Genomic DNA, 25529 nt, shown 5'->3' with positions numbered 1-25529 from the left:
TTCACTCTCGGAGGGCGCGGCTTCGTCAACGCCTTCCGATCTCTCCACCATGCACGTCAGCGTCAGGCGCGGAATCCAACTCATCGTCGCAGTGTGGCTGGCGCTGGGCGGTACCGCCGCCTTCGCCCACGACATCTACTCGAGTTGGGCGGAGGCAAAGCTCCTCGGCGATCGCTTGGAGATCTCGCTCACGCTCGCCCGTTCCTGCGCGCACAGCTTTCTTCCCGACTTCGCCCAGCAACCGCCGATCACGCCGGAAAATTTCGCCGCCATTCAACCCCGGCTGCGACAACTCGCTCCGCAGTTGTTTGAACTCACCATCAACGGGAAACCGCTCCCGTTGAAATCCGCCGACGTCAAAATCGGCGGCGACGTCGATGTCACGTTCACGCTCATCTACCCGCGCCCGGCCACGGGCACCCTGCGCTTCTTCGCCGTCTTCCTCGGCCACCTCGTCGATGGCCATACGCTTACCTTAGCCGTTTCCGACGCGGCGGGAAACGACCTCGGTTGGTCGCCCCTCACGCTGGATCGGGCGCGATTTCAAGTACGTGTGACGGCCGCGCCCACCGCCAAACCCTGAGTCGTTCGCTCCCATGTCCCGCCTCCCCCGTTCGTTCCTTCCGTGCCTCATCGCCCTGGTGTCAGGCGTTGGGGTGCGTGCCGCTGAAATCGCTCCAATCACCCTGCGCTGGCTCGGCGATGCCGCCCCGGCCGCGCCGAACGGTGTGACCTGGGGCGTGCCGTGGCCCAAGGGCGCCGTCACGCCTTCGACGCCCATGCGGCTCACGACCGCCGACCAGCAGCGTTTGAACGTGCAGACGTGGCCGCTCGCCTTCTGGCCTGACGGCAGCGTGAAGTGGACCGGCCACGCGCTGGCCGCGACCGCCGGGCTGAAAGGGCCGTTTCAACTCACACCCGCTTCGGCGAGCGACGTCTCGGCGGCCACCGCGACGATAACGTACGAGGAAGACACCGACGGATTCACGATCGACACCGGCGCCCTCAAGGCTCGCATCGCCAAACGCCGGTCACGTCTCATCGAGTCGCTCACCGTGGGCGGGCGGGTCGTCGCCCGGAACGGATCCCTGATCGCACGACGCGAGGATCGCAGCACTCCTGGTGCTCCGCGCGACATCGAACTGCGCGGCGGCATCGAACGCGCCACGCTCGAGCAACGCGGAGCGGTGCGCGCGGTGATCAAGCTCGAGGGCCGCCACGTCGAAGCCGGGACCAACGGCCGCGTCTGGCTGCCGTTCACCGTGCGGCTCGCGTTCTTCGCCGGCAGCGGCGCGATCAAGCTGACGCACTCGTTCGTCTTCGACGGCGACGGCGCCACTGATTTCATCAAGGGCCTCGGACTGTCGCTCGAAATTCCGTTCCAGGAGGAGCTGCACAATCGCCACTTGCGCTTCGCCGGCGATGCCGACGGTGGAATCTGGACGCAGCCCGTGCGCATGCTCCCCGGCTATCGGCCGTCCGCCGGTCGCGCGGTCGTCGAACACTACGCCGCGCATCTTGCAGGTCAGCGCGTCCCGAATCTCGCGGATCTGGATCAACGCACGCGCGACAACATTCTGACCGTACCGGTGTGGGCCGACGCCAAGCTCACCCAAGTCGGACCCAACAACTGGTCGCTGCACAAGCGCACTTCGGCCGAAGCATCGTGGCTGCACGTGACCGACGGTCGTCGCTCACGCGGGCTCGCGGTCCTCGCCGATGTGACCGGCGGCCTCGCCGTCGGCGTAAAGGATTTCTGGCAGAAGTCCGCGAAGTCCTTCGAAATCCTCCACGGCAACGCGAACCACGGCGAGTTGCGCGTGTGGCTGTGGTCGCCTGAAGGCGGTGCCATGGATCTGCGGCGCTACGACGAAACGCCCCACGGCCTGTCGATCAACTACGAGGACTGGAAGCCCGGCTGGGGTTCGCCACACGGCATCGCGAACACGCACGACCTGACGCTCTGGGCCTTCGATCGCATTCCGTCGAATGAACAGCTCGTCGCGATGGCGCGCGAGGCCGCGGAGCCGCCGGTGCTCGTCTGCACGCCGGAGTATTATCACGCGCAGCAGGCCGTCGGTCGCTGGAGCCTGCCCGACCGATCGACGCCGGCGTTTCGCTGGGTCGAGGACCAGATCGAGACGTTCGTGAACTATTACCGCGATCAGGTCGACGAACGCTCGTGGTACGGCTTCTGGGATTTCGGCGACATCATGCACAACTACGATTTCGGCCGACACGAGTGGCGCTACGATGTCGGCGGCTGGGCGTGGGTGAACACCGAACTCATGCCGGACATGCTGCTGTGGTATTCTTTTCTGCGCACGGGGCGCGCCGATCTTTTTCGTTTCGCCGAAGCGATGACGCGCCACACGAGCGAAGTGGACGTGCACCACGTCGGCCCGTTCGCCCCGCTCGGTTCGCGGCACAACGTCAATCACTGGGGCGACGGCGCCAAACAGCCGCGCGTCAGCCACGCCGGTATCAAGCGACACTACTATTTTCTCAGCGGTGGCGACGGCCGCATCGGCGATCTCCTGCGCGAGCAACTCGATGCCGATCTCACCTACGCGTACCTCGTGCAGTTCAATCCCTCGCACTATGTGCCCAACGCCGATGGGTCGGCGCGCCTCGAGCGACCGGGCAGCCCGGTGGCGCCGCGACCGGAGAATTTCACCGCGCGTCCCACCGCCGCGGATCGCCAGCCATCGACGCGCTTTGGGCTCGAGTGGATGTGTTACGCGCTCAACTGGACGACGGAGTGGGAGCGCGGCGGCGACCAGGCGTGGCGTGGCCGGCTGGAGAGCGACATGAAGGCGATGGCCGCGAACCTTGACGCGCAGGGGCGTTTTCCCGGCCGCTATTTCGACATGATTTTCGGCGGCCCGGAAAACATGTGGGAGATGGAACCGATGTACGACATCCCGGAGTTCTGGGCCGCGTGGACCGCCACGTGCGAGGCCGTCGGTCGTCAAGTGGAAGGCGGCCAGATGACCGGCCCGCGCATGCTCGCCTACGCCGCCTACAAAAAGAACAGCGCCGAACTCGGCCGGATGGCGTGGGAAAAACTCATGGGCCCCGCCGGAAAACTCCCGCCCTTGAACGTCCCGAAACGAATCACCGGACCTGATACGCTGCGGACCGTCACCGATCCGTCGTTCCTAGGCGCACCGGTCGGCTGGCAGTTGCACGGCGTCGCGAGCGTGCAGTGGGCGTTGAACGCGATCGAGACGCTGGAGTTCGCGAAGGCCTGGTTGCCCGATTGGGAAGGGACGAGGTAAAAGTTGAGGGACTGGAGTTGAGAGTTGAGAGAACGATCCCACGGGCTCCCAGGCGAGCGACTCGACGCCAGGCGCCGAAGTTGAGTGCTCTCAACTGTCACCTCTCAACCCTCAACTTCCCCGTCCCTCACTGCATCGGCAGCTTCAGGGCCACGCGCTCTTTACCGCGCACGACGGTCACGTCCGCGACTTCGCCGAGTTTGCGCGCCTGCAGCAGCCATCCGATCGCTTCGCTCTCGGTGGTCCGCGTTTTCAGGCCGTCGATCGAGACAATCACATCGTCCTTGAGGAAGCCCGCTTTCTTGGCAGCGGCATGTTTGTTGAATTGCCCCATGCCTTTGACGAATAGCGCGAGTCCGTCCGCGGGGAGACCACGCTCCTTGCGCGCCGCGTCGTCGAGATCGACGAGCATGAGTCCACCCAACGCCATCGCACGCATCGACCAGGTGCCGACGCGCTTGGAAATGTCGGTCTTCGTCCGCCAGCCGTCCGGCAGCGTGAGGGTCAGCGGCACATTCTTCCCGTCCCGCTTCACCACGGCCGCGACCGCACCAGCCGCAGGCGCGCGATGCAGCACCCACGAGAAATCCGCAATCGAGAGCAGCGGCTGTCCGGCGAAGGAGACGAATTCGTCGCCGGGGCGAAACCCGGCCGTGGCTGCCAGCGACTTTGGCGCAACCGCGGTGATTGCGGCCGTCTTGTCCGGCGCGAGAGTCAGACCGACTGTCTCCGACGCCGGCATCGGATAGATGCGGTCCAACGGCACCGGCTCACCCTTGTCGCGATAGGAGGCGCGGAAGGCCTCGCCGACCTGATGACAGTGCACACAGCTCTGCACGACATTCCCGCCCCAGTTGAGTTCGCGGCCGTATTTCTTGGCGAGTTCGGGAATCTCGATCGGCGTCTTGAAGGGCGTCGGGCCGCCCTGCTTGCCCTCGAGCGCCACACGGTTCGCGGGATAGCCCCGATGCAACGCCAGCGCGCCCTCAAGAGACCGGCGATAACCTATGGTTTCGCGCGCATCCGGATCCGCCTGGTGCACCCACGAACCGTAACGCCCGTACAGGGTGCCATCGCCGTTGAAGAACAGCGTCGAAAAGGAAAGATCGTAGTCGAACTGGAAGCGCGCGAGGTCGAGCGCGTTGGCGTTGATCACGCGCACGCATACGAACAGATCGAGCAGCGGGCCAAGCGTCGGTTCGGCCAGAACCTGCGCATCGAGACCGACGCACGAGAGGCAGGGCACGCAACGCAGCACCACGAGCAGCGGCTTGCCGGTCCGCTTGGCCTCGGCGAAACCGCGGTCGACGTCGTTGTAGATCCAACGTGCGTCATTCTCCATCGCCGTCCGATCCTGACGCACCGCGCCCTCCCGGTCCTTCACCGTGGCCGCATCGACAAAAGGGATACTGAGCAACCAGGCCACGACACCGAGCAGGCGGGAGGAGCGCATGCCCCATCCTGATCTTCGAATACCCGCAGTGCAATCTTCCCCGGGGAGTGCAATCGCGCTGAGAGCGCAGGCGTCCCGCCTGGTTCTACTGATTGCAGTCGGGAAGCCTGCGCTCGCGGGTACTACTCGCGCTTGCCCACCAGCGTCATCGCACCGGCACCGACGTTCGGCTTGCTCTCCCACTTAACCTTGTCACCCGTAAACGTCAGTCGGTGCGTCATGGTGAACGGCGTCTGGTAACGCACCACTTCGAGCGTGAACGTATCGTCCGCCGTCCATGCGCCGGCCAGCGCCACCGGTCCCGTCACCGGTCCTGACTTGAGTTCGCCGCGCACCCACACTCGGCCGTCGAGCGTCACCTTCTCCTCCGTTCCATAGATGGTGACCGCCACGTCCGTGGCCCCGGGCTGGCGCACCGACGGCGCGAGCGTGAGCGCCTCGAGCGCCTGCGCATTTTTCGGAAAGACGTAGCGTCGGCCCGCGATCACGGCCGCCTGCGATGGCGTGGCCACCGCGGCGGGAAGTTTCAACGTCAGAGCCGCGAGCTTCGCCTGCAATTTTCCGTGCGCAGCGGCGTCCGCCGGTAACGCCCCGCGCTGCAGCGCCGGCAGGATCGTTTCCCAGACCACGTTCAACACGCCCTGCAGGTCGCGCGTACCGGCCGTGATGGCCAGCACGGCGTCGTGCTCGGGAAAGATCACGCAGAACTGGCCGTGCGCGCCGTCGCCGCGAATCACGCCGAAGCGGCAGCGCCAGAATTGAAAGCCGTAGCCCTGCTCCCAGTCGCTGGTGGGCGCGCTACCGTTGGACATCCAGCGCGACGTCGCCGTTGCGACCCACGAGGCCGGCACCAGCTGCTTCCCCTGCCACTGGCCCTTCTGCAGGTAAAGCTGACCGAAACTCGCGATATCCTCCGTGCGGATACTGAGCCCGAAGCCGCCCATCGACACGCCCTGCCGGCTGGCCTCCCAGACCGGGCCCTCGATGCCGAGCGGCGCGAACAACCGCGGGCCGAGATAGGCGAGCACCGACTGCCCGGTGACCTTCTGCACGATGGCCGACAGCATGTAGCTCGCCGGGGTGTTGTAGACGAAGAAGGTCCCTGGCTTGTGCGTCACGGGCAGCGCGAGGAATTTCTTCACCACGCTCTCCTCGGACCCGTACGGAAACCCCTGGATGTCTTCATTGTGATGGCCCGTCGACATCGTGAGCAGATCCCGCACGCGCATCGCCCGCAGCGTGGCGCTCGGTTTGGCCGGCGCCTCTTCCGGAAAGAAGCCCAGCACAGGATCGTCGACGGACAGTTTACCCTCGGCGACCGCGAGTCCGACCGCCGTCGAGGTGAAGCTCTTGCTCAGGGAAAACATCTGGTGCCGTTCCTCCGCCGAGTAAGGCGCCCACCAGCCTTCGGCGACGACTTGGCCGTGGCGCACGAGCATGACGCTGTGCAGCGATTGAATCTTCGCCTCCGCCGTCGCGATGAAACCGAGCAACGCGGTCGAGGAAATGCCCTGAGCCTCAGGGGTGCTGCGCGGCAGACGGCCGGTTGCGGTTTCCGCCGCGAACGCCGTTGCCGCCGACAAAACGAGGAGTGAGAGGACGCGGAGAGTCTTCATGACAACGAGGGGTTGAGATGCGGACGGAATCGCCGCGCCCCACCCGGTAGTGGAACGGTGCGTTGCGAGACGAGGTAATTCTCGCCGCCAGAGCTGGCGGTGGGTTTGGACAGAATTGACCGAATGGACTCAATGCGCAGAGCCCGAAACATTCATCCCATTCGGTTCATTCTGTCCCAACTCAGCCACCCGCCTACGCCGGCCAGTGCTGCTTCAACTTGGCCCGCACGAAGCGCACGCTCTCGACCAGCTGGTCCATGCCGTCGACGCCGTCCTCGATGCTGACCCAACTGTCGAAGCCCACGCTGCGCAGTTCGCTGAAGATGGCGTCGTAGTTGTTGAGCCCGCGGCCGATCGTGCCGTGCTTGAGCCGTTTCGCGTAGCCTTCGGCACCGCCTTCCTCGTTGCGCAGATCCTCGAGCGTCCCGGAGATCAAGGTGCGATCACTGGCGTGCATGGTCAGCACGCGATGCTTCACGCGCCGGAGCAGTTCGATCGGATCGTCGCCGGCGAGAAACGCGTTGCTCGGATCGTAGTTCACGCCGAAGCGCGGATGCCGGATGCGATCCACGAGCTCGCAGAACACATCCATTTTCTGCGCGAACTCCGGATACAGCCAGAAATCGTCCTTGTAATGATTCTCGATGATCAGCGTGACGCCGCATTTCTCGGCCTCCGGCAGGCAGGCCTCGATGCTTTGCACGACGAGATCGATGCCCTGCGCCCGCGTCAGCTCCGGGCGCCGCTGCCCCGACAGCACGCGGCAATAGCCCGCGCCGAGCGTCGCCGCCATGCGGATCCAGTTTTTCTCCTTCTCGATTTCCGCCGCCCGGAAGGCGGCGTCCGGGTGCGAGAAGTCCGGCGAACAGCACAGCATCGGAATCACCATCCCGCGGCGCTCGACCTCGCGGCGCGCCGCCGGCCAGCGAGCCGGATCCACGAGTTCCAGGAACCCGCTGTAGTACTCGAGGCCGTCGACGCCGAGCGGCGCGGCGAGATCGACCCATTCGCGCAGCGTCATGGTGCCATCCTTGACGAGGGCGCGCATGAAGGCCTTGGGAAATGCGGCAAGTTTCGGCATGGCGGTAGCGGGATTACTGGGACGACGACTTGTTCGGATTCCGGCCAATCAGGGAAAACTGCTCCATGTCCACCACCGCGCCGCTGACCGGCCGCGATTCGTCGCCCAGCCAGTAGACCGCGGCCGCCGCGATTTCCTCGGGCATCATGAGGCGGCCCGACGGCGCGTACTGAGCCGGCACCTTTTCCGGCCAGTCGAGCGGCATCCCATGCTCGACCTGGTGCGCGTATTCCCGCGCCGTGAGCACCCAGCCGACATTCAGATGATTGACGCGCACGTGATCGGTCGCGTGGGCGTTGGCGAGATTGCGTGAGAGCGTCTGCATCGCGCCCTTCGAAAGACTGTAGTCGAGCAGATTGGCCTGGCCGCTGTGGGCGTTGATCGAACCGATGTTCAACACGCAGCCGCGGTTCGCTTTCAGCTGGGGAAACGCCGCCTGGATCAGAAACAGCGGCGCCCGGAGGTTGACCGCCATCATGCGATCGAAAAACGCCGGCTCGGTGGATTCCAGGTTGCTGCGCGCGACAATGGCCGCGTTGTTCACGACGGCGTCGATCCGTCCGAACGCTGCCACCGCCGCCGCCGCGATGCGTTTCGGGCTGGCCGGATCGATCAGATCATCGAGGTGCAGCGACGCATGGGCGCCGAGCTGCGCGACGAGTTTCTCGCCGTCATGCCGCTCGATGCCGTGCACGAGCACGCGCGCGCCTTCCGCGACGACGCGCTCCGCGATCGCCTTGCCGATGCCGCTGGTGCCGCCAGTGACGATGATGACTTTGTCTTTGAGACGCATAGAATTCATATCGGAACTTGGACCGCGACCGCCCCCGGTCGCTGCCGAATGCGACCGGGGGCGGTCGCGGTCCCGGAGGATTGCCTCATGCCGGCTTCAGCACGGCCTTCACAATCGCCCCCGAGTGCATCTTCTCGAACGCCTCGTGCCATTGCTCCAGCGGCCAGATGCCACCGGTGATGGGCCGGACGTCGAGCTGGCCCGAAGCCAGCATCGCGAGCACGCGCTCCCAGATCGGCCAGTTGTGACTGAAGCTGCCCTGCAGCGTGATGTTTTTCTGGACAAGCGGATCGAGCGAGAACCCGAGCGGCTGCGGGCCCCAACCCACCTTGCTGATCCACCCCGCGGGCCGGACGAGTTCGAGCGCGGTTTTCAACGCCGCCGAGGCGCCCGCCGCGTCGACGACGCCGTCGACACCCAGACCGTCGCGCGACTTCGCCCACGCGGAGGCATCGCCGATGATGACTTCGCAGCCGTACGCCTTGCCGATCTCGAGCCGCGCGCGATCGCGTTCCAGGCCGACGAGCGCCACTTCCGCGCCGGCCAGCCGGGCCATCGCTGCGCACAGAATGCCGATCGGTCCCGGCCCGAGCACGATCACGCGGTCGCCCGGCTGGATGCGCGCGTTGTGAATCACGGCGTTGTAGGCCACGCAGCACGGCTCGGTCAGGCACGCGTGCTCGAAGGCCAGCGTGTCCGGCACGCGATGCAGGCAGCGCGACGGCACGCGCACGAAGCGCGTCATCGCACCGTCGACGCCGTAGCCGAAGCCTTTGCGGTTCGGATCGAGATTGTAGAGCCCGGCGCGCGTCATCGGGCTGTTGGTATCGATCACCGCGGCCGTCTCGCTGACCGCGCGGTCGCCCTCTTTCCAGCCGCGCACGGCGGAGCCGAGCATCGCAATGCGCCCGCCAAATTCATGGCCGAGCACGACCGGATAATTCACCGGCCAGCTGTGACTGCTGGTCCACTGGTGCAGGTCGCTGCCGCACACGCCCACGGCTTCGACCGCGAGCACGACATCGTCGGGGCCGGGCTCGGGCTTGGTGAACTCGCGAATTTCGACGCTGTGCGGTTCGCGGGAAAAATTAACAACGGCGGGGCTTTTCATCGGGAAGTCTCCTGTTTCACGCGGACGTCGCCATAACCATGGACGCGCTGGCAAATCAGCCGCAGCGAACCCTCGAGGTTGCCGTCGGCCGTCTTGAACGCATCGGCGTCCACCGCGAGCGGCGCGCCGATGACCACGAGCGGCGCGCCGTACTCCGGCGTGCGCACGGCCTGTTCCAACGTGAGTCCGCCCACGGCCTGCACCGGCACGCGCACGGCATCGACGACCGCGCGCAACTGATCGAGCGGGCTCGGCATCCGCCGGCCGCTCGCGGCGATGCCGCGCCGCTCGTCGTAGCCGATGTGGTGAATCACAAAGTCGCAGCCGAGATCCTCAATCTGCTTCGCGCCGTCCACCATGTCGGGACAACCGAGGTTGTCGCCCATCACCTTCACGCCGAAATCGCGGCCAGCTTTCACGACGCACTTCAACGTTTCCTCGTGCGCCCGGGCCATGACCACGACGTGCGTCGCGCCCGCCTTCGCCATCATCTCGGCCTCGAGGTAGCCGCCGTCCATCGTCTTCAAGTCCGCCACGATCGGCACGCCGGGAAACCGCTCCCGCAATGCGCGCACGCCGTGCAGGCCTTCGGCGAGAATCAGCGGCGTCCCGGCTTCCAGCCAGTCCACGCCGGCGCGCCGGGCGAGCGTGGCCGTGGCCAGCGCTTCATCGAGATTCGTGAGGTCGAGCGAGATCTGAACGATCGGCAGCATTGGGGGTTGAGTTGCGCCAAGAGTGCGCGGCGCGCCGTCGTGGCGTCAACGCGCGAGCGAACCACGCGCGAAACTTAGGACCATGGTCGCATCGACCTACCGCGGCAGCAGCGCATCCAATGTCCGCAAGTGGCCTGCCTTCACGTCTGCCGCCAAATCCGCCACCGCGAAACCATGGCGGGCGATGGCCACCAAGGTCGCGCGGTCGAATCCCGCTTCGGTGGCCAGCGCGACATACTCGTCGTTCAAGCGGTTGCCGAAGAGCATGGGATCGTCCGTGCTGATCGTGCAGCGCACGCCGGCGGCGAGGAATCGCTTGATCGGATGTTCCCGCATCGACGGCACGGCGAGCAGCTTCACGTTGCTGATCGGCGTCAGGTCGAGCGTCACGTCCTGATCGCGGAGGAGTTGCATCACCGCGGGATCGCCGAGCGCCGAGAGGCCGTGTTGCACGCGCCGCACGCCGAGATACTCCACCGCCCGCCGCACGTCCGACGCGGGCGCGAACTCCCCCGCATGCGCCTTCGTGACCTTACCCAGCGCGCGCACCCTCGCCCAGACGTCCGCACTCCACGGCAAAAAGTCCGGCCGTTCGAAACCATGCAGATCCACGCCCGCAATCTCGTCCCACGCGATCGCCTCGTCGACGACTCGGACCAGGGGACCCGCGTAGTGATCGCGAAACATCCCGAGAAACAAGCGCAACTCCAGCCCCGGCGGCTTGGCCGCGTGGATCGCGCGCGCAATCTCGCGAAACGGCACGTCGCCGATCCGCTCGGCGGTTCCAAGATGAAAGCTGGCCTCGAGGTAGACCCCGTTCTGCGCCACGACCTCCGCAAACACGCGCCGGCAACTCTCGTAGTAATTCTCCGGCGACACGAACCACTTGAAGAAATAACGATCGAACTGCTCCTGAAACTGCGCGAAATCCGTGAAGCGGAAATCCGGATGCCAGTACGCCGGTGGCGTGGCAAAGAACTCGGGGTCCATCCGCCGCGCGAGCTCAAGCGGCAGCGATCCTTCGAGGTGAAGATGGGTCTCCGTCTTGGGCAGACGTTGCACGAACGCGGCGAGGTCGAGGTCCGGTGAAGTCACGGGCGGAGATGAGGAGGAAGGGCGGAGACGTTGGAAACGCGCCCGCCCTCCGAGCAGGCGCCGTGCCCGTCGCCGCAGAAGGCACGCCACCTGCTCCCTGCACCCGTCCCATGGTGCCTCCGCCGCTTCGCCATCAGCCTCCGGTCATCGTGCCCGGCCTGCCTGTCGCCCGCCCCCGCCGCCCGCGTCCCGCTCGCGACCTCACGCTCGTTCTTGGCGCCATTCCGCAGGAGACCGAGCTGGTCGCATGGGCGCTCGCCCGGAAATCGCGACGCGAGTTCGCCGGGTTTCCGTTCATCGAGGGCCGGATCGACGGACGCCGCGTCATCGTGGCGGTCACGGGCATCGGCAAGACGAACGCCACCCTGATCACGACGCTCTTCGTGGAGAAATTCCGCCCGCGCGAGGTGCTGATGTGCGGCACGGCCTCCCGGATCGACGCCGCCATTCGCAACGGCGACGTCATCGTCGGCGAGGTCACCTGCAACCACGACATGGGTTCACTCGGTGCCGGCTACGCCATGGAGTATTTCGGCTCCGAGGGCCCGCGCGGCGACCACTCGCCCATCGTGTATCCAGGCGACCGCCGGCTGCTCGCCGCCGCCCGGCGCGCCCTCCGTACCCACATCCCGGAGACCGCCACGCACCAGTCACCGGCCTACGTGCCGACCGTGCGCTGCGGACGGATCACGTCGGGCGATCAGTTCGGCATCACCGCAGAGCGGATCGCCGACATCCTGCGTCAGCTGCAGCCCAACCTGATGGAAATGGAAAGCGGCTCGGTCGCGCAGGTCTGCTACTATCTCCGTGTGCCGTTTCTGTGCATCCGCAGCGGCAGCAACCGCACCCAGCATTCGCCCGACAACGATTACCGCGCGCTGTCGCCGTTTGCCGCGCGCCAGGCGGCGCTCTTTACGGTGTCACTCGTGCGTGAACTCGCGCGCCACCCCGCACGGGCCGGCGCGGCGCGGCAGCCATGAAGCTCTTCACCCGCGGCGACGTCGACGGGTTCTGCGCCATCGCGCTCGATAACATCGTCCAGCTGCTGCTGGTCCCCGCCCTCTGCCTCAACGTCGTCGGGCTGCCGGCGTCGCTCGTCTACGGTCGGATTCTCCCCGGCATCGCCGTGTCGTACCTCGTCGGCAATCTCTTCTACGCGTGGCAGGCGCACCGGCTCGCCAAAAGGGAAAACCGGAGCGACGTCTGCGCGCTGCCATTCGGGCTGAACACGCCGACCTTCATCGCCTACGTTTTCCTCGTGATGCTGCCCGCGAAGCAAATCGCAATCGCGCAGGGGGCGCCGAATCCCGACGAGGTCGCGTGGCAGGCGGGGCTCGTGGCCTGCATCGGTTCCGGCTGCATCGAGTTTTTCGGCGCCTTCATCAGTGAACGCATTCGCCGCATGACGCCCCGCGCCGCGTTGCTCGCTGCACTGTCCGGTGCCGGCATGGCGTTTCTCACGCTCAACTTTCTCCTCAACACCTTCGCCCACCCCATCGTGGGTCTCATCACACTCGGGCTCGTACTGCTGTTTTATTTCGGCCGCGTGAAGCCGAAGTTCGGCGTCCCCGCCGCGCTCGTGGTGCTCGCCGTGGGCACGGCGCTGTCGTGGCTCACCGGCCTCGCGCCCCAGGGCGCGCTGCCTCAAGGCACGTTCGGCCTGTATCCACCGGTGCCAGTCTTCGGCGCGCTGTGGCAGGCGATGAGCGGCGGCCATGTCCTGCCCTATCTCTCGGTGATCATTCCGATGGGGCTCCTCAATCTGCTGGCCTCGCTCCAGTGCATCGAGTCGGCCGCGGCGGCGGGTGATTCCTACTCGGCGCGATCCTCGCTCATGGTCAACGGCCTCGGCACGTTTGCCGCGGCGTGCTTTGGATCGCCGTTCCCGACCTCGATCTATATCGGCCACCCCGCGTGGAAGCGCATGGGTGCGCGCGCCGGCTATTCCACCCTCAACGGCATTTTCATCACCGTGCTCTGCGCCACCGGCTCGATGGCGTACGTGGCGTGGGCGGTGCCGGCCGACGCCGGCATCGCGATCATCATCTGGATCGGCCTGATCATCTGCGTGCAGGCGTTCGAAGTGACGCCGCAACGGCACTGGCCCGCCGTCGTGCTCGGCACGACCCCGGTGATCATTGCGTGGGCGATGTTCTTCACCAAAAACGCGCTGCGGATCGGGAGTTCAGGAACGACGCCCGGCATCGAATTTTCACCGAAACTCGTCGACGCGTTCCACGCCTCCGGCACGTTCATCGACGGCGGCTTCGCCCTGGAGCAGGGAGCGTTTTATTGTGCGCTCGTGCTCTCCGCGGTGACCGTGCTGATCATCGAGCGCCGTCTCCTCGCGGCCGCCGGCTGGGCGCTCGCGGCCGCCGTGCTTTCCCTGCTCGGGCTGCTGCACGCGTGGCGTTTTGCCGCGGGCGATACGGTCAGCGCGTTGCCGCTGCTCGATTTTCTCACCGACACCCGCCGTCCTGGCGAAACGTTGTTTCCCGCCGCCGGCTACGCGATCGGCTACGCCGGCATCGCACTCGCGCTCGCCGGCGCACACTGGTTCACCGAGCCGGGGGAGCTCACGGAGTTGAAAGGTGAAGGGTGAAAGTTGAAAGCCGCGACAGCAGTAGCTTTCAACTTTCAACTTTCACCTTTCAACTCATTCTGCCCGCCCCTTCAACGCACCTGCAGCGTCGAACCGTCGAACGTGAGTCCAAGCGAGGGCACTTCGACGGCCTTGCGCGTGCCGTCCTTGCGGACGTGACCCGCGAGCCAGGCATCGTAGCCGGTGGCCTTCGCGACGGCCAACACCTGATCCGCACTCGCCGCCGAAACATACGCGGCGAAACCGACGCCCATGTTGAACGTAGCGTACGCCTCGCGCCGCTCGATCGGTCCGGACTCTATCATGAATTGAAACAGCGCCGGCGCCGGCCGCGGCGCGGTGATCTCGTACACAAACGGCTCCTCGAGCCGCATGAGTTTGCGCCAGCCATGGCCGGTCACGTGCGCGACGTAATTCAGCTTCAGCCCGATCCGCTGGCACTCGCGCACGAAGGCGACGTAGATTACGGAGGGAGCGAGCAACGCCTCGCCAAACGACCGCGGGTCGCCGTGGCCGATCGGCGTCTGGTAACCGTTCGTCAGCTGCTCCGCCAGCCGCCGGCACAACGAAAGGCCGTTGGTCTGCACGCCGGAACTCGCAAAGAAGATGATCGCGTCACCGTCACGGACATCGCCGACGATGCGCAGGGACTTCGGGGAGATTTTTCCGATGGCCGATCCGGCCAGCACAATCGCCTCGGGTTCGACGACGCCGCCGAGCGTGGGCGTTTCTCCACCGCCCCACACCGCGCCCGCCGAGCGGCAGCCGTCCGCAAAGCCGTCGACCAGCGCCATCGTGCGCGTCGAATCCGCGAACCAGCCCGAATCGCCCACGGCCGCGTGCATCGCCACCGAGATCGGCAGCGCGCCGCAAGTGATGAGATCGTTCACGATGGTCGCGACCGTATCGATCGCGATTTCGCGGTAGAAGCAATGTCCGGTTGCTGCGTACACGGCGTCGGCCACGAGATTCTTGGTGCCGAGGCCTTCCTCGACATGCGCGAGATAATGATCCGCCGCCTCGATCAGGTAGGCACTTTCACCGCGCGTCGTGGCGGGCTCGGCGTAACCATGACTGGCGAGCGCACTCGCGGTCGTCCGCGCGGCTTTCTGACACGCGCGCTTGAAGGCATCGAGTTCGTCGTAGCGGACACCGGACTTTTCGTAGGACAGGGACATGAATGAAAGGGGTGGCTCCACCGACGAAGTCCGGTCCCGGGCTCCGTCAGCGGCGCTCAATAACTGCGTCCATCCTGCTTCTCGTAATAGTTGAGGTAAGCCTGATTCACGACCCGGTAGCCGCCGGGCGTCGGATACTTGCCGGTGAAATACCAGTCGCCCCGGTGATTCGGCACCGCGACGTGCAGGTTCTCGATCGTCTGGAAGATGATCTCGAACTCACCTTTCCACTCGAGCTGCTTGGGCCGGACCAGCTCGACGACCTTCCGGGAAATTTCCTCCGGCGTGAACGGCTCGTAGATCCGACGCACGTGATTGTGCGGGCCGCCCTTGCCCACTTCCGCGCGACACAGCTCGTAGACTTCATCGAGCAACTCGCCCTGCCCGCGCTCCTTCAGGAGCGAGACCGCCGCCTCGAAGGCGATGAATTTTCCCAGCTCCGACATGTCGATGCCGTAGCAATCCGGGTAACGGATCTGCGGCGCGGTCGACACGATGACGATCTTCTTCGGGTTCAGCCGCGCGAGAATGCGCAGGATCGAGCGTCGCAGCGTCGTGCCGCGCACGATCGAGTCGTCCACCACCACGAGATTGTCCTGACCCGCCCGGACTGAGCCGTAGGTGATGTCATAGACATGGCTCGCGAGCTGGTTGCGCAGGTTTTCCTGGCCGATGAACGTGCGGATCTTGATGTCCTTGCTCACGACCTTCTCGCCGCGCGGCCAGTTGCGCAGGATGAGATCGTCGAGCAGCGCCTCGTCCAGCCGGCCCTCCCGGCTCGCCTGGAGAATCGCGGTCTTAACCTCGTCGCGACGCAGCGTGCGCAGCGACGACATGAGCCCGTAGAACGCAGTCTCGGCCGTGTTCGGGATGAAGCTGAAGACCGTGTTGCCCCAGTCGTAGTCGATGGCTTTCAGGATCTGCGGAGCCAGCTGGCCGCCGAGCGCCTGGCGTTCGCGGTAGATGTCGACGTCGTTGCCGCGCGAAAAATAAATGCGCTCGAACGAGCACGACGAGCGCGGCAGCGGCGCGGTGAACGGCGCCGAGATCACGGCCCCGCGCTTCTTGATCACCACGGTGTGGCCCGGCTCCACCTCGCGCACGTCCTCGAGCGCGAGATCGAACACCGTCATCAGCGGCGCGCGCTCCGAGGCGAACGCGACGACTTCGTCGTTCTGAAAATAGAAACACGGCCGGATGCCCGAGGGATCGCGCACGACGAACGCATCGCCGTTGCCGATCAGACCGCAGAGGACGTAGCCGCCGTCCCATTTCTGCGAGGCACGCGTGATGACGCGCGTGACGTCGAGGTCCTCGCTGATCCGCCGCGACAGTTCCTCGCCCGCGAGATCGCGTTTGCGCAGGAAGCGGTAGATGTCCTCGTGTTCCTCATCGAGGAAGAACCCAATCTTCTCGAGAATCGCCTGCGTGTCCGACGCAAAGATCGGGTGCTGTCCCATCGCAATCAGCGAGCGGTTCAACTCCTCGGTGTTCGTGAGATTGAAGTTGCCGCACAGCGCCAGGTTGCGCGTCGGCCAAGGGCTGCGCCGGAAGAACGGATGACACGACGAGATGTTGTACCCGCCGCTGGTGCCATAGCGCAGATGCCCCATCAGCAGCTCGCCGCCGAAATCGAAGTGAGTCTTCACCGTGTCGGTGAACTCCGGGTGGATCACGCCGTTGTCGACGTGCTCATTGTACTGCCCCAGCAGCGAGCGGAAAATCCGATCCAGCGGATTCGCCTTGATGTTGCGCTCGCGGAACATGAACGGCGTGCCGGCCGGCATGTCCAGTTTCACGCAGGCAACGCCCGCACCGTCCTGCCCGCGGTTGTGCTGCTTCTCCATCAGGAGGAAAAGCTTGGTGAAGCCCCACAGCGGCGAACCGTATTTTTCCTGATAGTAGGAAAGCGGCTTCAGCAGCCGCACCATCGCGACGCCGCACTCGTGGGTGATACGGTCACTCATGCACTCGTTCGCGCTAGATTATGGAAGGTCACAGGCGGAAGGAAGCCGCAGATTCCGAAGATGCGAACCGAATCGTCAACGGCTTTCTCCGGCGGCCGCGTCTTATGCCCCTGCCCCAGCACGCCGGACCTGCGATTGACCGATCGCCGGAAAGCTCTCGAGACCCGCGCCACAACGAAACTGAGCCCCGCTTATGGGCTCCGTGCCTTGCGCGGGGCGATCGCGTCGTTGGGACAAATCTGGCTGAAACAATTTCCCGCAGCGGCAGCGGCATCGCCGTAGCGCGACTGCGGCCGGTGACTCGCCGCGTTGACGCCCGTACCGGCAACGGCGCGACAGAGTTCCAAGCCGATCCTTTCGGTCCCAGGCGTGACGAGGTACAAGGTGTCCCGCCGGCCCAGCGCCGGATAGAACCGGGCGAAGTAGTAACGCATGACACAGTCCTGATTTCCCGAGTGCGCGCCCCGCGGCAACCCCACCATACCGCTTTGCGCGTACACCTGATCGAAGGCGCCGGCCAAACTGTCTTCCGCGCGCTGACGCGCCACCACCGGGTCAGTCGATCCGGCGGGGCCGTGACTCCAGAGCGCGATCAGCATGTCCATCATCGCGGCCCGATACCGGCCCATCGTCTCGGCATAACTCACGTAGGTCGCTGCGGCCAGATCGTGACCGTCTTCCGTCAGCAGCGTGAACACCGTGCCGTCGCCCGACTGATAGTGCGGCCGGCCGATCTTGTTCTTCGGCACATTCGGCGGGATGAAAATCAGGGAGTACCCCGTCGAGTCGGACGGACCGTGATGTTCCACGCCGACCGAGTGCAGGAGTTCGTGCGCAATCGCGCGGTCGTAAGCGAACATCGCGTCCTGCGCTGGCAGATTGTACGCCTTGTTGAAGGCACTGTCCGGATCGCTCCGCGCGAGAATGCCCACGCCCTTCGTGATGCCCGGCCGACCAGCCACACCGCTCTTCGTCATCGGCGTATCCGCGCCGGTGTCACCGAGCGTCGCGCGCGTGAACGTCTTCACCCACACGCCATGTTGATTCACCCGGTGGGGCGCATCGCGATGGTTGCCGTTCATCAGTCGCGTCGCCTCCCCCATCTCGCCCGGCCGCAACCGGCTGTGGACCTTCAGTTCGGACAGCTTCTCGAACAGGTCGATCCCGGGCTGACCGTCGGAACCGACCAGGTTCAGCACGAAGAAATCCTTCCGCTCCCGATCGCCCTCCACGCGCTTCCCGTCGACGACCCAGCCGCGGTACTCCTCGTAAAGCGTGAAGCCGTCACCGTTGTCCTTCTGGCCCGCGACCACCTCGTCGTCAGCGTTGGCGGCGAGCGCGGGGACGTTCTTTTCCTTCCGCCAGACCTCGGCGATCCAGTCGGGCCCATTCATTTTGGGCAGGCGCACGAGATCCTGGTCGCCGGCATCGCTCTTCATCATCCCGACAATCTCGCGCCCGTCCGCCAGCTCGCACACGACCTGCAGGGAGGACCGGCCGCCGAAATCGTAACTCTCGATCGCCGACTCGGCGTAGGGACGGCCCCGCTCGTCCTTCACCGAAGCAGCGACGTCGTTCCGCTGCCCGCCGTCTCCGACCTGCCCGGCAAACGGAGGCGCCGCAGCGAGCCGCATATCGTAGTCCGTATCCTTTGCGCCCAACGGCCAATTCAGGCACACGCCGGGTTCACGCGACGTGTCGAAGAGCGCGAAGTGAAACGCCTTCACCCGCGGCAGGTCCTCCACCCGCCCGGCACCCTTCGGCCGCAGCGTGCCGCGCGCGACCAGATGGTTGCCGGGCCGCGCGGGATTCTGGATCGACCCTTGGGGCCGCCACGTCGCGTAGTCCTCGATCGTCACCTCCACTTCGACGTCATCGAACTCCGGCCAGAACTGGAGTCGCGCCGACTTCCTGAATCCACGCGTCGGCTTTTGATCCACCGCTCCTGCGTCCTGATACGTCGCCGTGGTCATCACGGGCGGCCCCGAGACGACGCCGTCGAACGTCGCGCTCTGCGCAACATCATCCATCGAGGTGTCGGTGCGCGGGTCGTCTCCCTGATAAACCACCACGACCGGATAGGGATCGCGCAGTTTGCCGGGCGAGACGATCTGCCAGGCCCCGGTCTCAAAATCGACCGACAGCGTGAAGTCCTTCAGGCTTTGCGGCGCGCCCCGGAAGCCTGCCGAAAGGGAGCTCGAGCCGTAAGGCACGACACTCGATTCGGCCTGCCGCGAGCCTGAGATCGTGGCCGAGACGGCCCGCCACGCCCCTTGCGGCTGGTCCATCTTGCTGTTTTCCACCGCGTCCTTGAAGAGCGCGGCAAGCTCCGGCGGCAGGCCGGGCGGCAGCGCCACCTTGTCCCCGCGATCCCGTTCCATGACGAACTGCACCCGCGCTTCCTCGCGCTGCTCGAAGGTCCGTTGGTCGGAGAAATGTCCCTCGCGGATCCATTCCTGCCAGTCGACCGACAGCACGCCGCGCACGCGACTGACCGAGCGCCAGTCCGCGGCCTTCTCCGCCGCCCCGGCCAGTTGCGCGAAGCCGGCGGCGGCAACGACGACGGCACCAGAAAAAAAGCGGAATCGTTTCATGAGTTCACGGCGTTGAGCAGGGCGATCGCAGCATTGGGATCAATCGGGCCGAAACAATTTCCCACGCGGCACGGCCGGCGGGAAATCGCAGCGTTGCGGTTATTTTTCGACGTACCAGTTGAGCGTGCCCGCGTAGCTGTCCCAGTTTGGCACCAGCGACGGCGAGAGGTAGACTCCGTCGTTGCGCGCCGAGACGGTGACGAGGACGCGTTTCAATCCCTCCGACGTCTGCCGCGTGCCGATGCCGACGGCGCAACAGGTGAACTTGTAACTGATCGGCTTGGACGGCTCCACCAGCACGATATCGCCGTCGAGCCGATAGCGTCCCTTGTGATTGGTCGACCCGCTCGAGTTGCCGAACTGCGGGTTCATCGTCGAGTAGAAGAACGCGTAGTCGTAGGTGCCGTCGGTCCCGAGCCGGAACGTCCCGGCCGAGGAATGCACGGCCGCACCCGCCCCGGCGCCCGTCACGGAATTGACGTAGAACCCGCCAAAGGCGCTGCTCGATTCCGCCCAGTTGCCCATGATGTCGGCCGCCGCGAAGAATCCGCCCGCCGGATACGGAGCCCGTCCGCCAACCGGCTGGATCGAATCCAGCAGGCGGGCCAGCGGCCACGAGAGGGAGCGAAACGCGGCCGTTTCCTTGAACGAGCTCATGCCGAGGCCCGGGTCGTTGGGCACGGCCACAGCCGTGATCGGTTGCACGCGCCCGCCGCCGAGATCGACGAGGTAAACGACGGCGTAGTCCTGCATCTGGCCCTCGGGCGCGTTCTTCCGCCGGAAGAAGCGGCCCATGTAATGGATGACGAGCCCGCTCTTCAGCCGCGCCCGGTAATGCACCGTCGTGTCGCCGAGATCGAAGGTGTCGAGCTGCTCGCGCCACACCGCGTTGAACGTCGTGTGCGCGTCCTTCGTGATCGGCCGGGGTGGCAGCACAAAAATGGATCCCGCATGACGTGCGTCGCGATTCGTCTCCGGTTCGCCCTTGTCATTCGTGTCGAACAGCGTCGCCCGGTAAATCGTGGCCCACGCCGCCTTCTCCTGCGCCCATCCGGCCGGCGGCGTGTACGTAATTCCGGATACACCGGCCGCCACCGCCGTGGGATCACCCGCGGGCACGGCGGGCGGGGCGCGCACCACGGTCGGCGGCGGCGGTTCGCTCAACTGCTTCGCCGCCTCCTCCAGGCCGGCGCGGACGACGAGGCCCCGGGCGCCGATGTCGACCAGCTCGGGATTGACGCCAATCAACGACTCGAAAGCCGCGCCCGCAATCCGGCGCAGGTCCTTCTGCGCGTCGGGCTCGGTCGCGACCTCCTTCATGCCCAGGACGAACACCGGAAACCCGATGCAGAACTCCCAGAATTTCTGCTTGTCCGCATTGCTCATCTTCGCGACGTCCGGCCCCGCCAACGCGCCGACGATCTGCGCGTGCAGGGCGTCGGTGTGAGCCTCGGGCAGTTCCTGCTGCCGCACGACTTTCCACAGTTCCGTGATGAAAAGCGCCGTGGCCGCCGCGACGTCGCTCTCCGCGCCTTCCGCGGCGAGGAGCTTGCGGGCTTCTTTGACGCCCTGATCGAGCAGCGCGAAGATCGCCTCGCGCTCGGCTTCATTCGTCGTGAGCTGCTTCGCGAGATCGGGCAGGAGGAGCCAGCTGGGCGCCGGCCGGAAACGAAACTCCGGCTTGAGCAGCTGCTCTTTCGTCGGCGGCGTCGGCGTGGCCTGCGCCGCGCGTTTCTCGGCGAGCTTCCGGACCAGACTGTTGAGCGGACTCGCGGGCGGCGGCGGCGTTTCGGCACCAAACGAGGCCACCGTGACCGTGAGGCCGACGGCGATCAATCCGCGGCGAAAGAAGCGCAGGAAGCGGGAGTGCATGGAGTAATCGGAGGTGAGGCGCGATCCATGCGCACGGACAGGTGGAAGCCGCCCGACGCGATCGTTGCCCCTAAAGCTGGAAAGGCCTGACACGAAGTCGACGCCACCCAAGCAGAACGCGGCCAGCCGTCGATGCGATTTACCGCCGCCGACTATCGCCGGAACGTTGCACGGCGATCCCCCTTCACCCTGATCACGCCCGCCGCAGTGATCAACAGGGCGAAGCCAAGAACGATACGCGGCGGAAGTTTCATGGCGCGGGGACGGCGACCAGTTGCACCGCGTCGATCTGCTTGTAGCCGGAACCGGCGTCGAGGTTGAGGGTGATTTTCACGCGCGATACGGCGTATTCCGTCGGCGGCACGCGCAGGGCGAACCAGGCGATCGTCCGCACCACGGGGGCGCGGTAAGGGTCAACGCCGTCCCACCACACATGGGACGTGCCGTCGGGTTCGAACGCCTCGACTTTCACGATCGCTCCTGCGGTGTCGTTCTGCCGCACGCGTACTCCGGTCGCGCGGACCGGCTGCGCAAACGTCACCTCGAGCCAGTCGAGTCCACCCTGCCGCGTCGCCGGACACCAGGCATCGGGGCTGTTGCCCGCGACCGGCACATCCGGGGCCCCGGTCGCCTTGCCGGGGCCGTAGCTGGGATTGCTGTACGACGTTTTCGCGCGCGCGGTCGCGGCCCACTGCCCCGCCGCATCCGCCAGGATCGCCGCCTCGTTCAACTCGCCCGTCGGCACCACCTGCCCGGCCGCGGGCGCACCGACGCGACCGCTGGACGTGGGAATCGTGACCGTAACCGGGGCCGTAGCCATCGGCGCGCCCGCACCCGCGACGGGTGGTGTCATGACCGGCGCAGTGGTGGTTGCCGCCACCGCAGGTTTGCTCGCGCGCATCATTTCAGGCGTGACGGTCGGCAGCAGGAAAGCGGGCAACGCTGACCACGCCGGAGGAGCGGGAGCCGCACCAGGAGTCGGCGGCGCGAGCAGTTTGGCCTGCAGCCGGGCTTGCGCGGCGTGGAGATCGGCGGGGGGCGGCGCCTGGGGCGAGACACCGCGGGCGGCTCGATTCACGAGCGCCAGGGCCGCGGTTTCGTTGCCGGCGTGTTCCGCGATCGCGGCGCGCAACAGGAGCAGCGACCGATCATCCGGTGTCAGCTTCAGCTGGGCGTCGAGCAGGCCGGCCGCCGCCTCGGGACGATTCGCCGCAACGGCTTCGAACGCGAGCGCAGCCGCGCGTTGCGCCGCGCGTGCGGCCTCCGTGGAAACCGGCACCACCGTCAGCCGCAGCGGGGCCGAGCGCACGCGGCCCTTCCAGCCGGAGCCGCTGTCCACGTTCAACTGGGCGCGCACCACATAATTTCCCGGCGGAACCGCCTGCATCGCAGCGGAGGAGATCAGCCACACGCCACCCACCGCGCTCTTCGCCTCGACGGTGATTCGCGGCGTATCCGGTTTTCCCATCACCGCGCCCGCGGCGACAGCGCGATCCCCAACCTCGCGCGCCAGCTCAATGCTGATGGCGTCGGTCCACCCGCCACGCTCAGGCGCGATCACGATGGCCGCGGTCGAGCGCGCCGGCACCGACAGCCGCACCGCGACGCCCACCGGTTCGCCCGGCGTCACTCGGCCGTCGCGAACTCCGCGGAGCGAAAGCGAAAGCAACGGATCGACCGCGGCTGCAGCGGACACAGCCGACGCAAGACTGACCAAAGCGATCGCGCCCAACCCGCGGGACAATGCGATCAACGCTTTCATCGCGGGGCCTTGCCGGCGGTCGGCCGCGGCGGCACGGCGTCGTTCGGACAAATGAGGGCGGCGCAGTTGCCAGCGCCGTCGGCGGCGGCTCCGTGCCGTGACTGCGGACTCCAACCGGGAGCGTTGACGCCCGTGCCGGCGGGCGAGCGACAAAGCTCGAGGCCGATGCGTTCCGTTCCGGGCGTGATCAGGTAGAAGGCATCGCGCCGGCCGGTGAACGGATAGAACCGCGCGAAGTGATAGCGCATGATGCAGTCCTGATGGCCGGAGTGCTCGCCGCGCTCCGACCCGACGATGCCGCGCAGAGTGAAACTATCGCGCAAAAATGCGCACGCTATTCGGGTGTACACCTCGTCGGTGAGACGCGGATATCCGGCGTCGCCCGGCTGTCCCACATACATGTAACGGAAATCGTTTTTCCACCGCGCCACCTCCTGCATGAACCGCGGATACACCGACGCCGCCAGATCGTGGTCCTGCTCGTTGCGCAGCTCCGTCGGCTTGGTCAGCATGCCATCGAGGGCGAAGTAGGGCCGGCCCACGGTGTTTTTGCCATCCTCCGGCGCCACGAAGGTGAACTGGGCCTGGCCGTCACCGGATCCATGTTCCTCGACGCCCACGGTGTGCATGAGTTCGTGCGCGATGGCGCGATCGAAGGTGAACATCGCGTCACTGGCGCCGAGATTGCCCGGAGGAGTGAACAGACTTTCCGCGTGGCCGCGCGGGAGAATGCCCACGATCCGCACCGCCGCGGGACGGAACCCCTGCCCCTTCGGGTAATTATCAACCGAATACGTCATGGCGCCGAAGACGTCGGCCGGCTTGCCCGCCAGCTGCGCCGCATTGTCCGCGACATTGAGGACGACACCGTGCTGATCGACCACGTGGGCATCGGTGTAATGCGCGTTCATGACGCGATCCGTGAGACGGAATTCATCTTCACGCAGACGCGAGTGCACGCGAAAGCCGGTGAGCGATTCGAAGAGCGAGATGCCGGGCTCCGCGTCGGCGCCGATGAGATTGTAGATGAAGAAGTCCTTCGCCTTCGGATCGCCCTCGACGTGCTGCCCGTCGACCACGAAGCCACGATATTCCTCGTACAAGGTGAAGCCGTCACCCTTGTTGCCGTCGCCGACCGGCTCGTTCTCGTCGTCGAGCGAATCTGCGCCGGAGCCGTTTTTCACCCTCCACGCATCGGCAATCTTCGAGTCGGGTTTGCGCTTCGGCAGCCGCAGGCCGACCTCGTTCTTCCCCTTCAATCGCGCCTTCACCTGGCGTCCGTCCGCGAGCTTGGCGGTCACCTGCAGCGTCGCCCAGGCGCCCCAGTCACGGGGCACAATCCGGGCGGTGTCCGAAAAACCTTCGCGCACGGCGCGCGTGAGCTTCTGATTGGACGGGTCCAGGACGGACATCGGACCGGTGGCCTCGAGTTCCAAATCAAACGCGAAATCACCGGCGATCGCCGGATAGTTCATGGCGATGCCGTCGACGGTGGAGGTGTCCTTCAGCTCCCAGACAAAGCTCTCGACCCGGACCTTGGGTTGGCCGCCGGAGGCCGTGACGAGAGTGGCCTTCAACTCGAGCGGCGTGCCGGGACCGCCGTCGAGCTGCGCGTCGGGCCGCCACTGCCGATAGGCCTCGGTGTCGTCGATCTCGAGCCGCAGCTCCTCCATCGATGTCGGCTCCAGGTAAATCGTGTAATCCCAAAGCACCGACGGCGTGGCGTTCCACTGGCCGGACGGGCCGGGAAACTCATGCTCGATTTCACCCGAGGCGAACAGGATGTAGCCGGCCTTCGGATACGGATGCGTCTTGGTCGCGTGCAGGCTGCTGAAGGCGGTGCCCGTGTGGGCGTTCCTGAACGTCGGGCCCTGCGGGGGCGTCCAGTGCTCGCGGTAGGCCGCCGCAATCCTGCCCGTGGGCAGCTTCACCGACCACCCCCGGTCGCCGTGAAACTGGAGCTCCGCCACGCCGTCCCAGTTGAACGCCAGCGGTCCTGAACCGGTGAAGATCGCCTCCTGCGAACCGCTGGACGCCTTCGCGGTGAACCGATACGCGGTCTCGTATGACGTGCTCGTCGCCTTGCCCTTCCAAACCGACGGTTCGCTCTCGTAGGTATCGAGCAGGAACTCCGCCATGTAGGTGAGGCTGTAATCGAGCGTGGTTTTGACGCCAGCCCGGCCCAGCGTGGATTGAATCATCTCCATCGCCGCGGGCGTGGGCTTAGCCGTAGCCACCACGGAGCCGCGCCAGCCTTTGACGTCATGGAAGCGCTCCGGTTCGGACGCACCCAACCGCGGCGCGCCGCTGGCAAGCACCGTGCACAACACGGCCGCACCCAGACGCCACGCGCCCGCCGTCCATCGGAATCCGTTGAAGCGAAAGTTCCTCATTACAAACGACCGCAGACC

At 66.0% G+C, this 25529-nt stretch carries 17 protein-coding genes; 4 read left to right on the top strand and 13 right to left on the bottom strand.

Annotated features, from left to right (window positions below):
• The first annotated feature begins 49 nt into the window (after positions 1-49).
• Together ACLJEU_RS08200 and ACLJEU_RS08195 are read left to right on the top strand one after the other, a co-directional pair.
• On the top strand, positions 50-583 hold the full coding sequence (locus ACLJEU_RS08200) for a hypothetical protein (RefSeq protein ID WP_414662121.1): 534 nt from the start codon (positions 50-52) through the stop codon (positions 581-583).
• 13 nt (positions 584-596) lie between these two features.
• Positions 597-3281: an exo-rhamnogalacturonan lyase family protein gene (locus ACLJEU_RS08195; protein WP_414662120.1), complete on the top strand. Its 2685-nt coding sequence runs from the start codon at positions 597-599 to the stop codon at positions 3279-3281.
• A gap of 127 nt (positions 3282-3408) precedes the next feature.
• On the opposite strand, the gene ACLJEU_RS08190 is transcribed toward ACLJEU_RS08195, so the two are convergent.
• The 7 genes from ACLJEU_RS08190 to ACLJEU_RS08160 form a co-directional block, all read right to left on the bottom strand.
• Positions 3409-4734 carry a Trx7/PDZ domain-containing (seleno)protein gene (locus tag ACLJEU_RS08190; protein WP_414662119.1) on the bottom strand — a complete coding sequence of 442 codons (1326 nt, stop codon included), beginning with the start codon at positions 4732-4734 and terminating at the stop codon, positions 3409-3411.
• A gap of 122 nt (positions 4735-4856) precedes the next feature.
• Complete coding sequence (locus ACLJEU_RS08185) at positions 4857-6350, bottom strand: serine hydrolase domain-containing protein (RefSeq protein WP_414662118.1); 1494 nt, start codon at positions 6348-6350, stop codon at positions 4857-4859.
• Positions 6351-6543: 193 nt separating this feature from the next.
• Positions 6544-7431: a sugar phosphate isomerase/epimerase family protein gene (locus tag ACLJEU_RS08180; RefSeq protein WP_414662117.1), complete on the bottom strand. Its 888-nt coding sequence runs from the start codon at positions 7429-7431 to the stop codon at positions 6544-6546.
• Between the two features lie 13 nt (positions 7432-7444).
• A complete protein-coding gene (locus ACLJEU_RS08175) occupies positions 7445-8224 on the bottom strand; it encodes an oxidoreductase (protein WP_414662116.1) in 780 nt (259 codons plus the stop codon).
• A gap of 85 nt (positions 8225-8309) precedes the next feature.
• A complete protein-coding gene (locus ACLJEU_RS08170; protein ID WP_414662115.1) occupies positions 8310-9335 on the bottom strand; it encodes a zinc-binding dehydrogenase in 1026 nt (341 codons plus the stop codon).
• Entirely contained in the window at positions 9332-10048 is a 717-nt protein-coding gene (locus tag ACLJEU_RS08165) for an orotidine 5'-phosphate decarboxylase / HUMPS family protein (protein WP_414662114.1), read from the bottom strand. The genes ACLJEU_RS08170 and ACLJEU_RS08165 overlap by 4 nt, the downstream gene beginning before the upstream one ends.
• Before the next feature lie 96 nt (positions 10049-10144).
• Positions 10145-11143 carry an adenosine deaminase family protein gene (locus ACLJEU_RS08160; protein ID WP_414662113.1) on the bottom strand — a complete coding sequence of 333 codons (999 nt, stop codon included), beginning with the start codon at positions 11141-11143 and terminating at the stop codon, positions 10145-10147.
• A 110-nt stretch (positions 11144-11253) separates the two neighbouring features.
• On the opposite strand from ACLJEU_RS08160, the gene mtnN reads away from it, so the two are divergent.
• The gene (mtnN, locus tag ACLJEU_RS08155) at positions 11254-12123 is read left to right on the top strand and encodes a 5'-methylthioadenosine/S-adenosylhomocysteine nucleosidase (protein WP_414662112.1); all 870 of its coding nucleotides are present in this window, start codon (positions 11254-11256) and stop codon (positions 12121-12123) included.
• The gene (locus ACLJEU_RS08150; RefSeq protein ID WP_414662111.1) at positions 12120-13745 is read left to right on the top strand and encodes a SulP family inorganic anion transporter; all 1626 of its coding nucleotides are present in this window, start codon (positions 12120-12122) and stop codon (positions 13743-13745) included. Before mtnN ends, ACLJEU_RS08150 begins: the two co-directional genes overlap by 4 nt.
• 71 nt (positions 13746-13816) lie before the next feature.
• On the opposite strand, the gene ACLJEU_RS08145 is transcribed toward ACLJEU_RS08150, so the two are convergent.
• The 6 genes from ACLJEU_RS08145 to ACLJEU_RS08120 all read right to left on the bottom strand — a co-directional run bounded on the left by ACLJEU_RS08145 (position 13817) and on the right by ACLJEU_RS08120 (position 25511).
• The gene (locus ACLJEU_RS08145) at positions 13817-14923 is read right to left on the bottom strand and encodes an AIR synthase-related protein (protein ID WP_414662110.1); all 1107 of its coding nucleotides are present in this window, start codon (positions 14921-14923) and stop codon (positions 13817-13819) included.
• A 56-nt stretch (positions 14924-14979) separates the two neighbouring features.
• Positions 14980-16890 (bottom strand): amidophosphoribosyltransferase, encoded by a 1911-nt coding sequence (locus ACLJEU_RS08140; protein ID WP_414662109.1) that lies wholly within the window; start codon positions 16888-16890, stop codon positions 14980-14982.
• A gap of 191 nt (positions 16891-17081) precedes the next feature.
• Positions 17082-19484 carry a hypothetical protein gene (locus ACLJEU_RS08135; RefSeq protein ID WP_414662108.1) on the bottom strand — a complete coding sequence of 801 codons (2403 nt, stop codon included), beginning with the start codon at positions 19482-19484 and terminating at the stop codon, positions 17082-17084.
• 99 nt (positions 19485-19583) lie between these two features.
• Positions 19584-21356 (bottom strand): DUF6683 family protein, encoded by a 1773-nt coding sequence (locus tag ACLJEU_RS08130; protein WP_414662107.1) that lies wholly within the window; start codon positions 21354-21356, stop codon positions 19584-19586.
• Positions 21357-21606: 250 nt separating this feature from the next.
• Entirely contained in the window at positions 21607-23118 is a 1512-nt protein-coding gene (locus ACLJEU_RS08125; RefSeq protein ID WP_414662106.1) for a hypothetical protein, read from the bottom strand.
• Positions 23115-25511 (bottom strand): hypothetical protein, encoded by a 2397-nt coding sequence (locus ACLJEU_RS08120; protein ID WP_414662105.1) that lies wholly within the window; start codon positions 25509-25511, stop codon positions 23115-23117. The genes ACLJEU_RS08125 and ACLJEU_RS08120 overlap by 4 nt, the downstream gene beginning before the upstream one ends.
• Positions 25512-25529: the final 18 nt, after the last annotated feature.

Source organism: Terrisphaera buseokensis, assembly GCF_047521145.2.
Lineage (GTDB): Bacteria > Verrucomicrobiota > Verrucomicrobiia > Opitutales > Opitutaceae > ER46.
This window is presented reverse-complemented; position numbering and strand designations above follow the sequence as displayed.

Coding starts and splice junctions, on each gene's coding strand:
- ACLJEU_RS08180 (WP_414662117.1), bottom strand. CDS start 7,431: ATGCCGAAACTTGCCGCATTTCCCAAGGCCTTCATGCGCGCCCTCGTC.
- ACLJEU_RS08190 (WP_414662119.1), bottom strand. CDS start 4,734: ATGCGCTCCTCCCGCCTGCTCGGTGTCGTGGCCTGGTTGCTCAGTATC.
- ACLJEU_RS08175 (WP_414662116.1), bottom strand. CDS start 8,224: ATGCGTCTCAAAGACAAAGTCATCATCGTCACTGGCGGCACCAGCGGC.
- ACLJEU_RS08195 (WP_414662120.1), top strand. CDS start 597: ATGTCCCGCCTCCCCCGTTCGTTCCTTCCGTGCCTCATCGCCCTGGTG.
- ACLJEU_RS08135 (WP_414662108.1), bottom strand. CDS start 19,484: ATGAAACGATTCCGCTTTTTTTCTGGTGCCGTCGTCGTTGCCGCCGCC.
- ACLJEU_RS08145 (WP_414662110.1), bottom strand. CDS start 14,923: ATGTCCCTGTCCTACGAAAAGTCCGGTGTCCGCTACGACGAACTCGAT.
- ACLJEU_RS08200 (WP_414662121.1), top strand. CDS start 50: ATGCACGTCAGCGTCAGGCGCGGAATCCAACTCATCGTCGCAGTGTGG.
- ACLJEU_RS08165 (WP_414662114.1), bottom strand. CDS start 10,048: ATGCTGCCGATCGTTCAGATCTCGCTCGACCTCACGAATCTCGATGAA.
- ACLJEU_RS08130 (WP_414662107.1), bottom strand. CDS start 21,356: ATGCACTCCCGCTTCCTGCGCTTCTTTCGCCGCGGATTGATCGCCGTC.
- ACLJEU_RS08120 (WP_414662105.1), bottom strand. CDS start 25,511: ATGAGGAACTTTCGCTTCAACGGATTCCGATGGACGGCGGGCGCGTGG.
- ACLJEU_RS08185 (WP_414662118.1), bottom strand. CDS start 6,350: ATGAAGACTCTCCGCGTCCTCTCACTCCTCGTTTTGTCGGCGGCAACG.
- ACLJEU_RS08125 (WP_414662106.1), bottom strand. CDS start 23,118: ATGAAAGCGTTGATCGCATTGTCCCGCGGGTTGGGCGCGATCGCTTTG.
- ACLJEU_RS08140 (WP_414662109.1), bottom strand. CDS start 16,890: ATGAGTGACCGTATCACCCACGAGTGCGGCGTCGCGATGGTGCGGCTG.
- mtnN (WP_414662112.1), top strand. CDS start 11,254: ATGGTGCCTCCGCCGCTTCGCCATCAGCCTCCGGTCATCGTGCCCGGC.
- ACLJEU_RS08150 (WP_414662111.1), top strand. CDS start 12,120: ATGAAGCTCTTCACCCGCGGCGACGTCGACGGGTTCTGCGCCATCGCG.
- ACLJEU_RS08170 (WP_414662115.1), bottom strand. CDS start 9,335: ATGAAAAGCCCCGCCGTTGTTAATTTTTCCCGCGAACCGCACAGCGTC.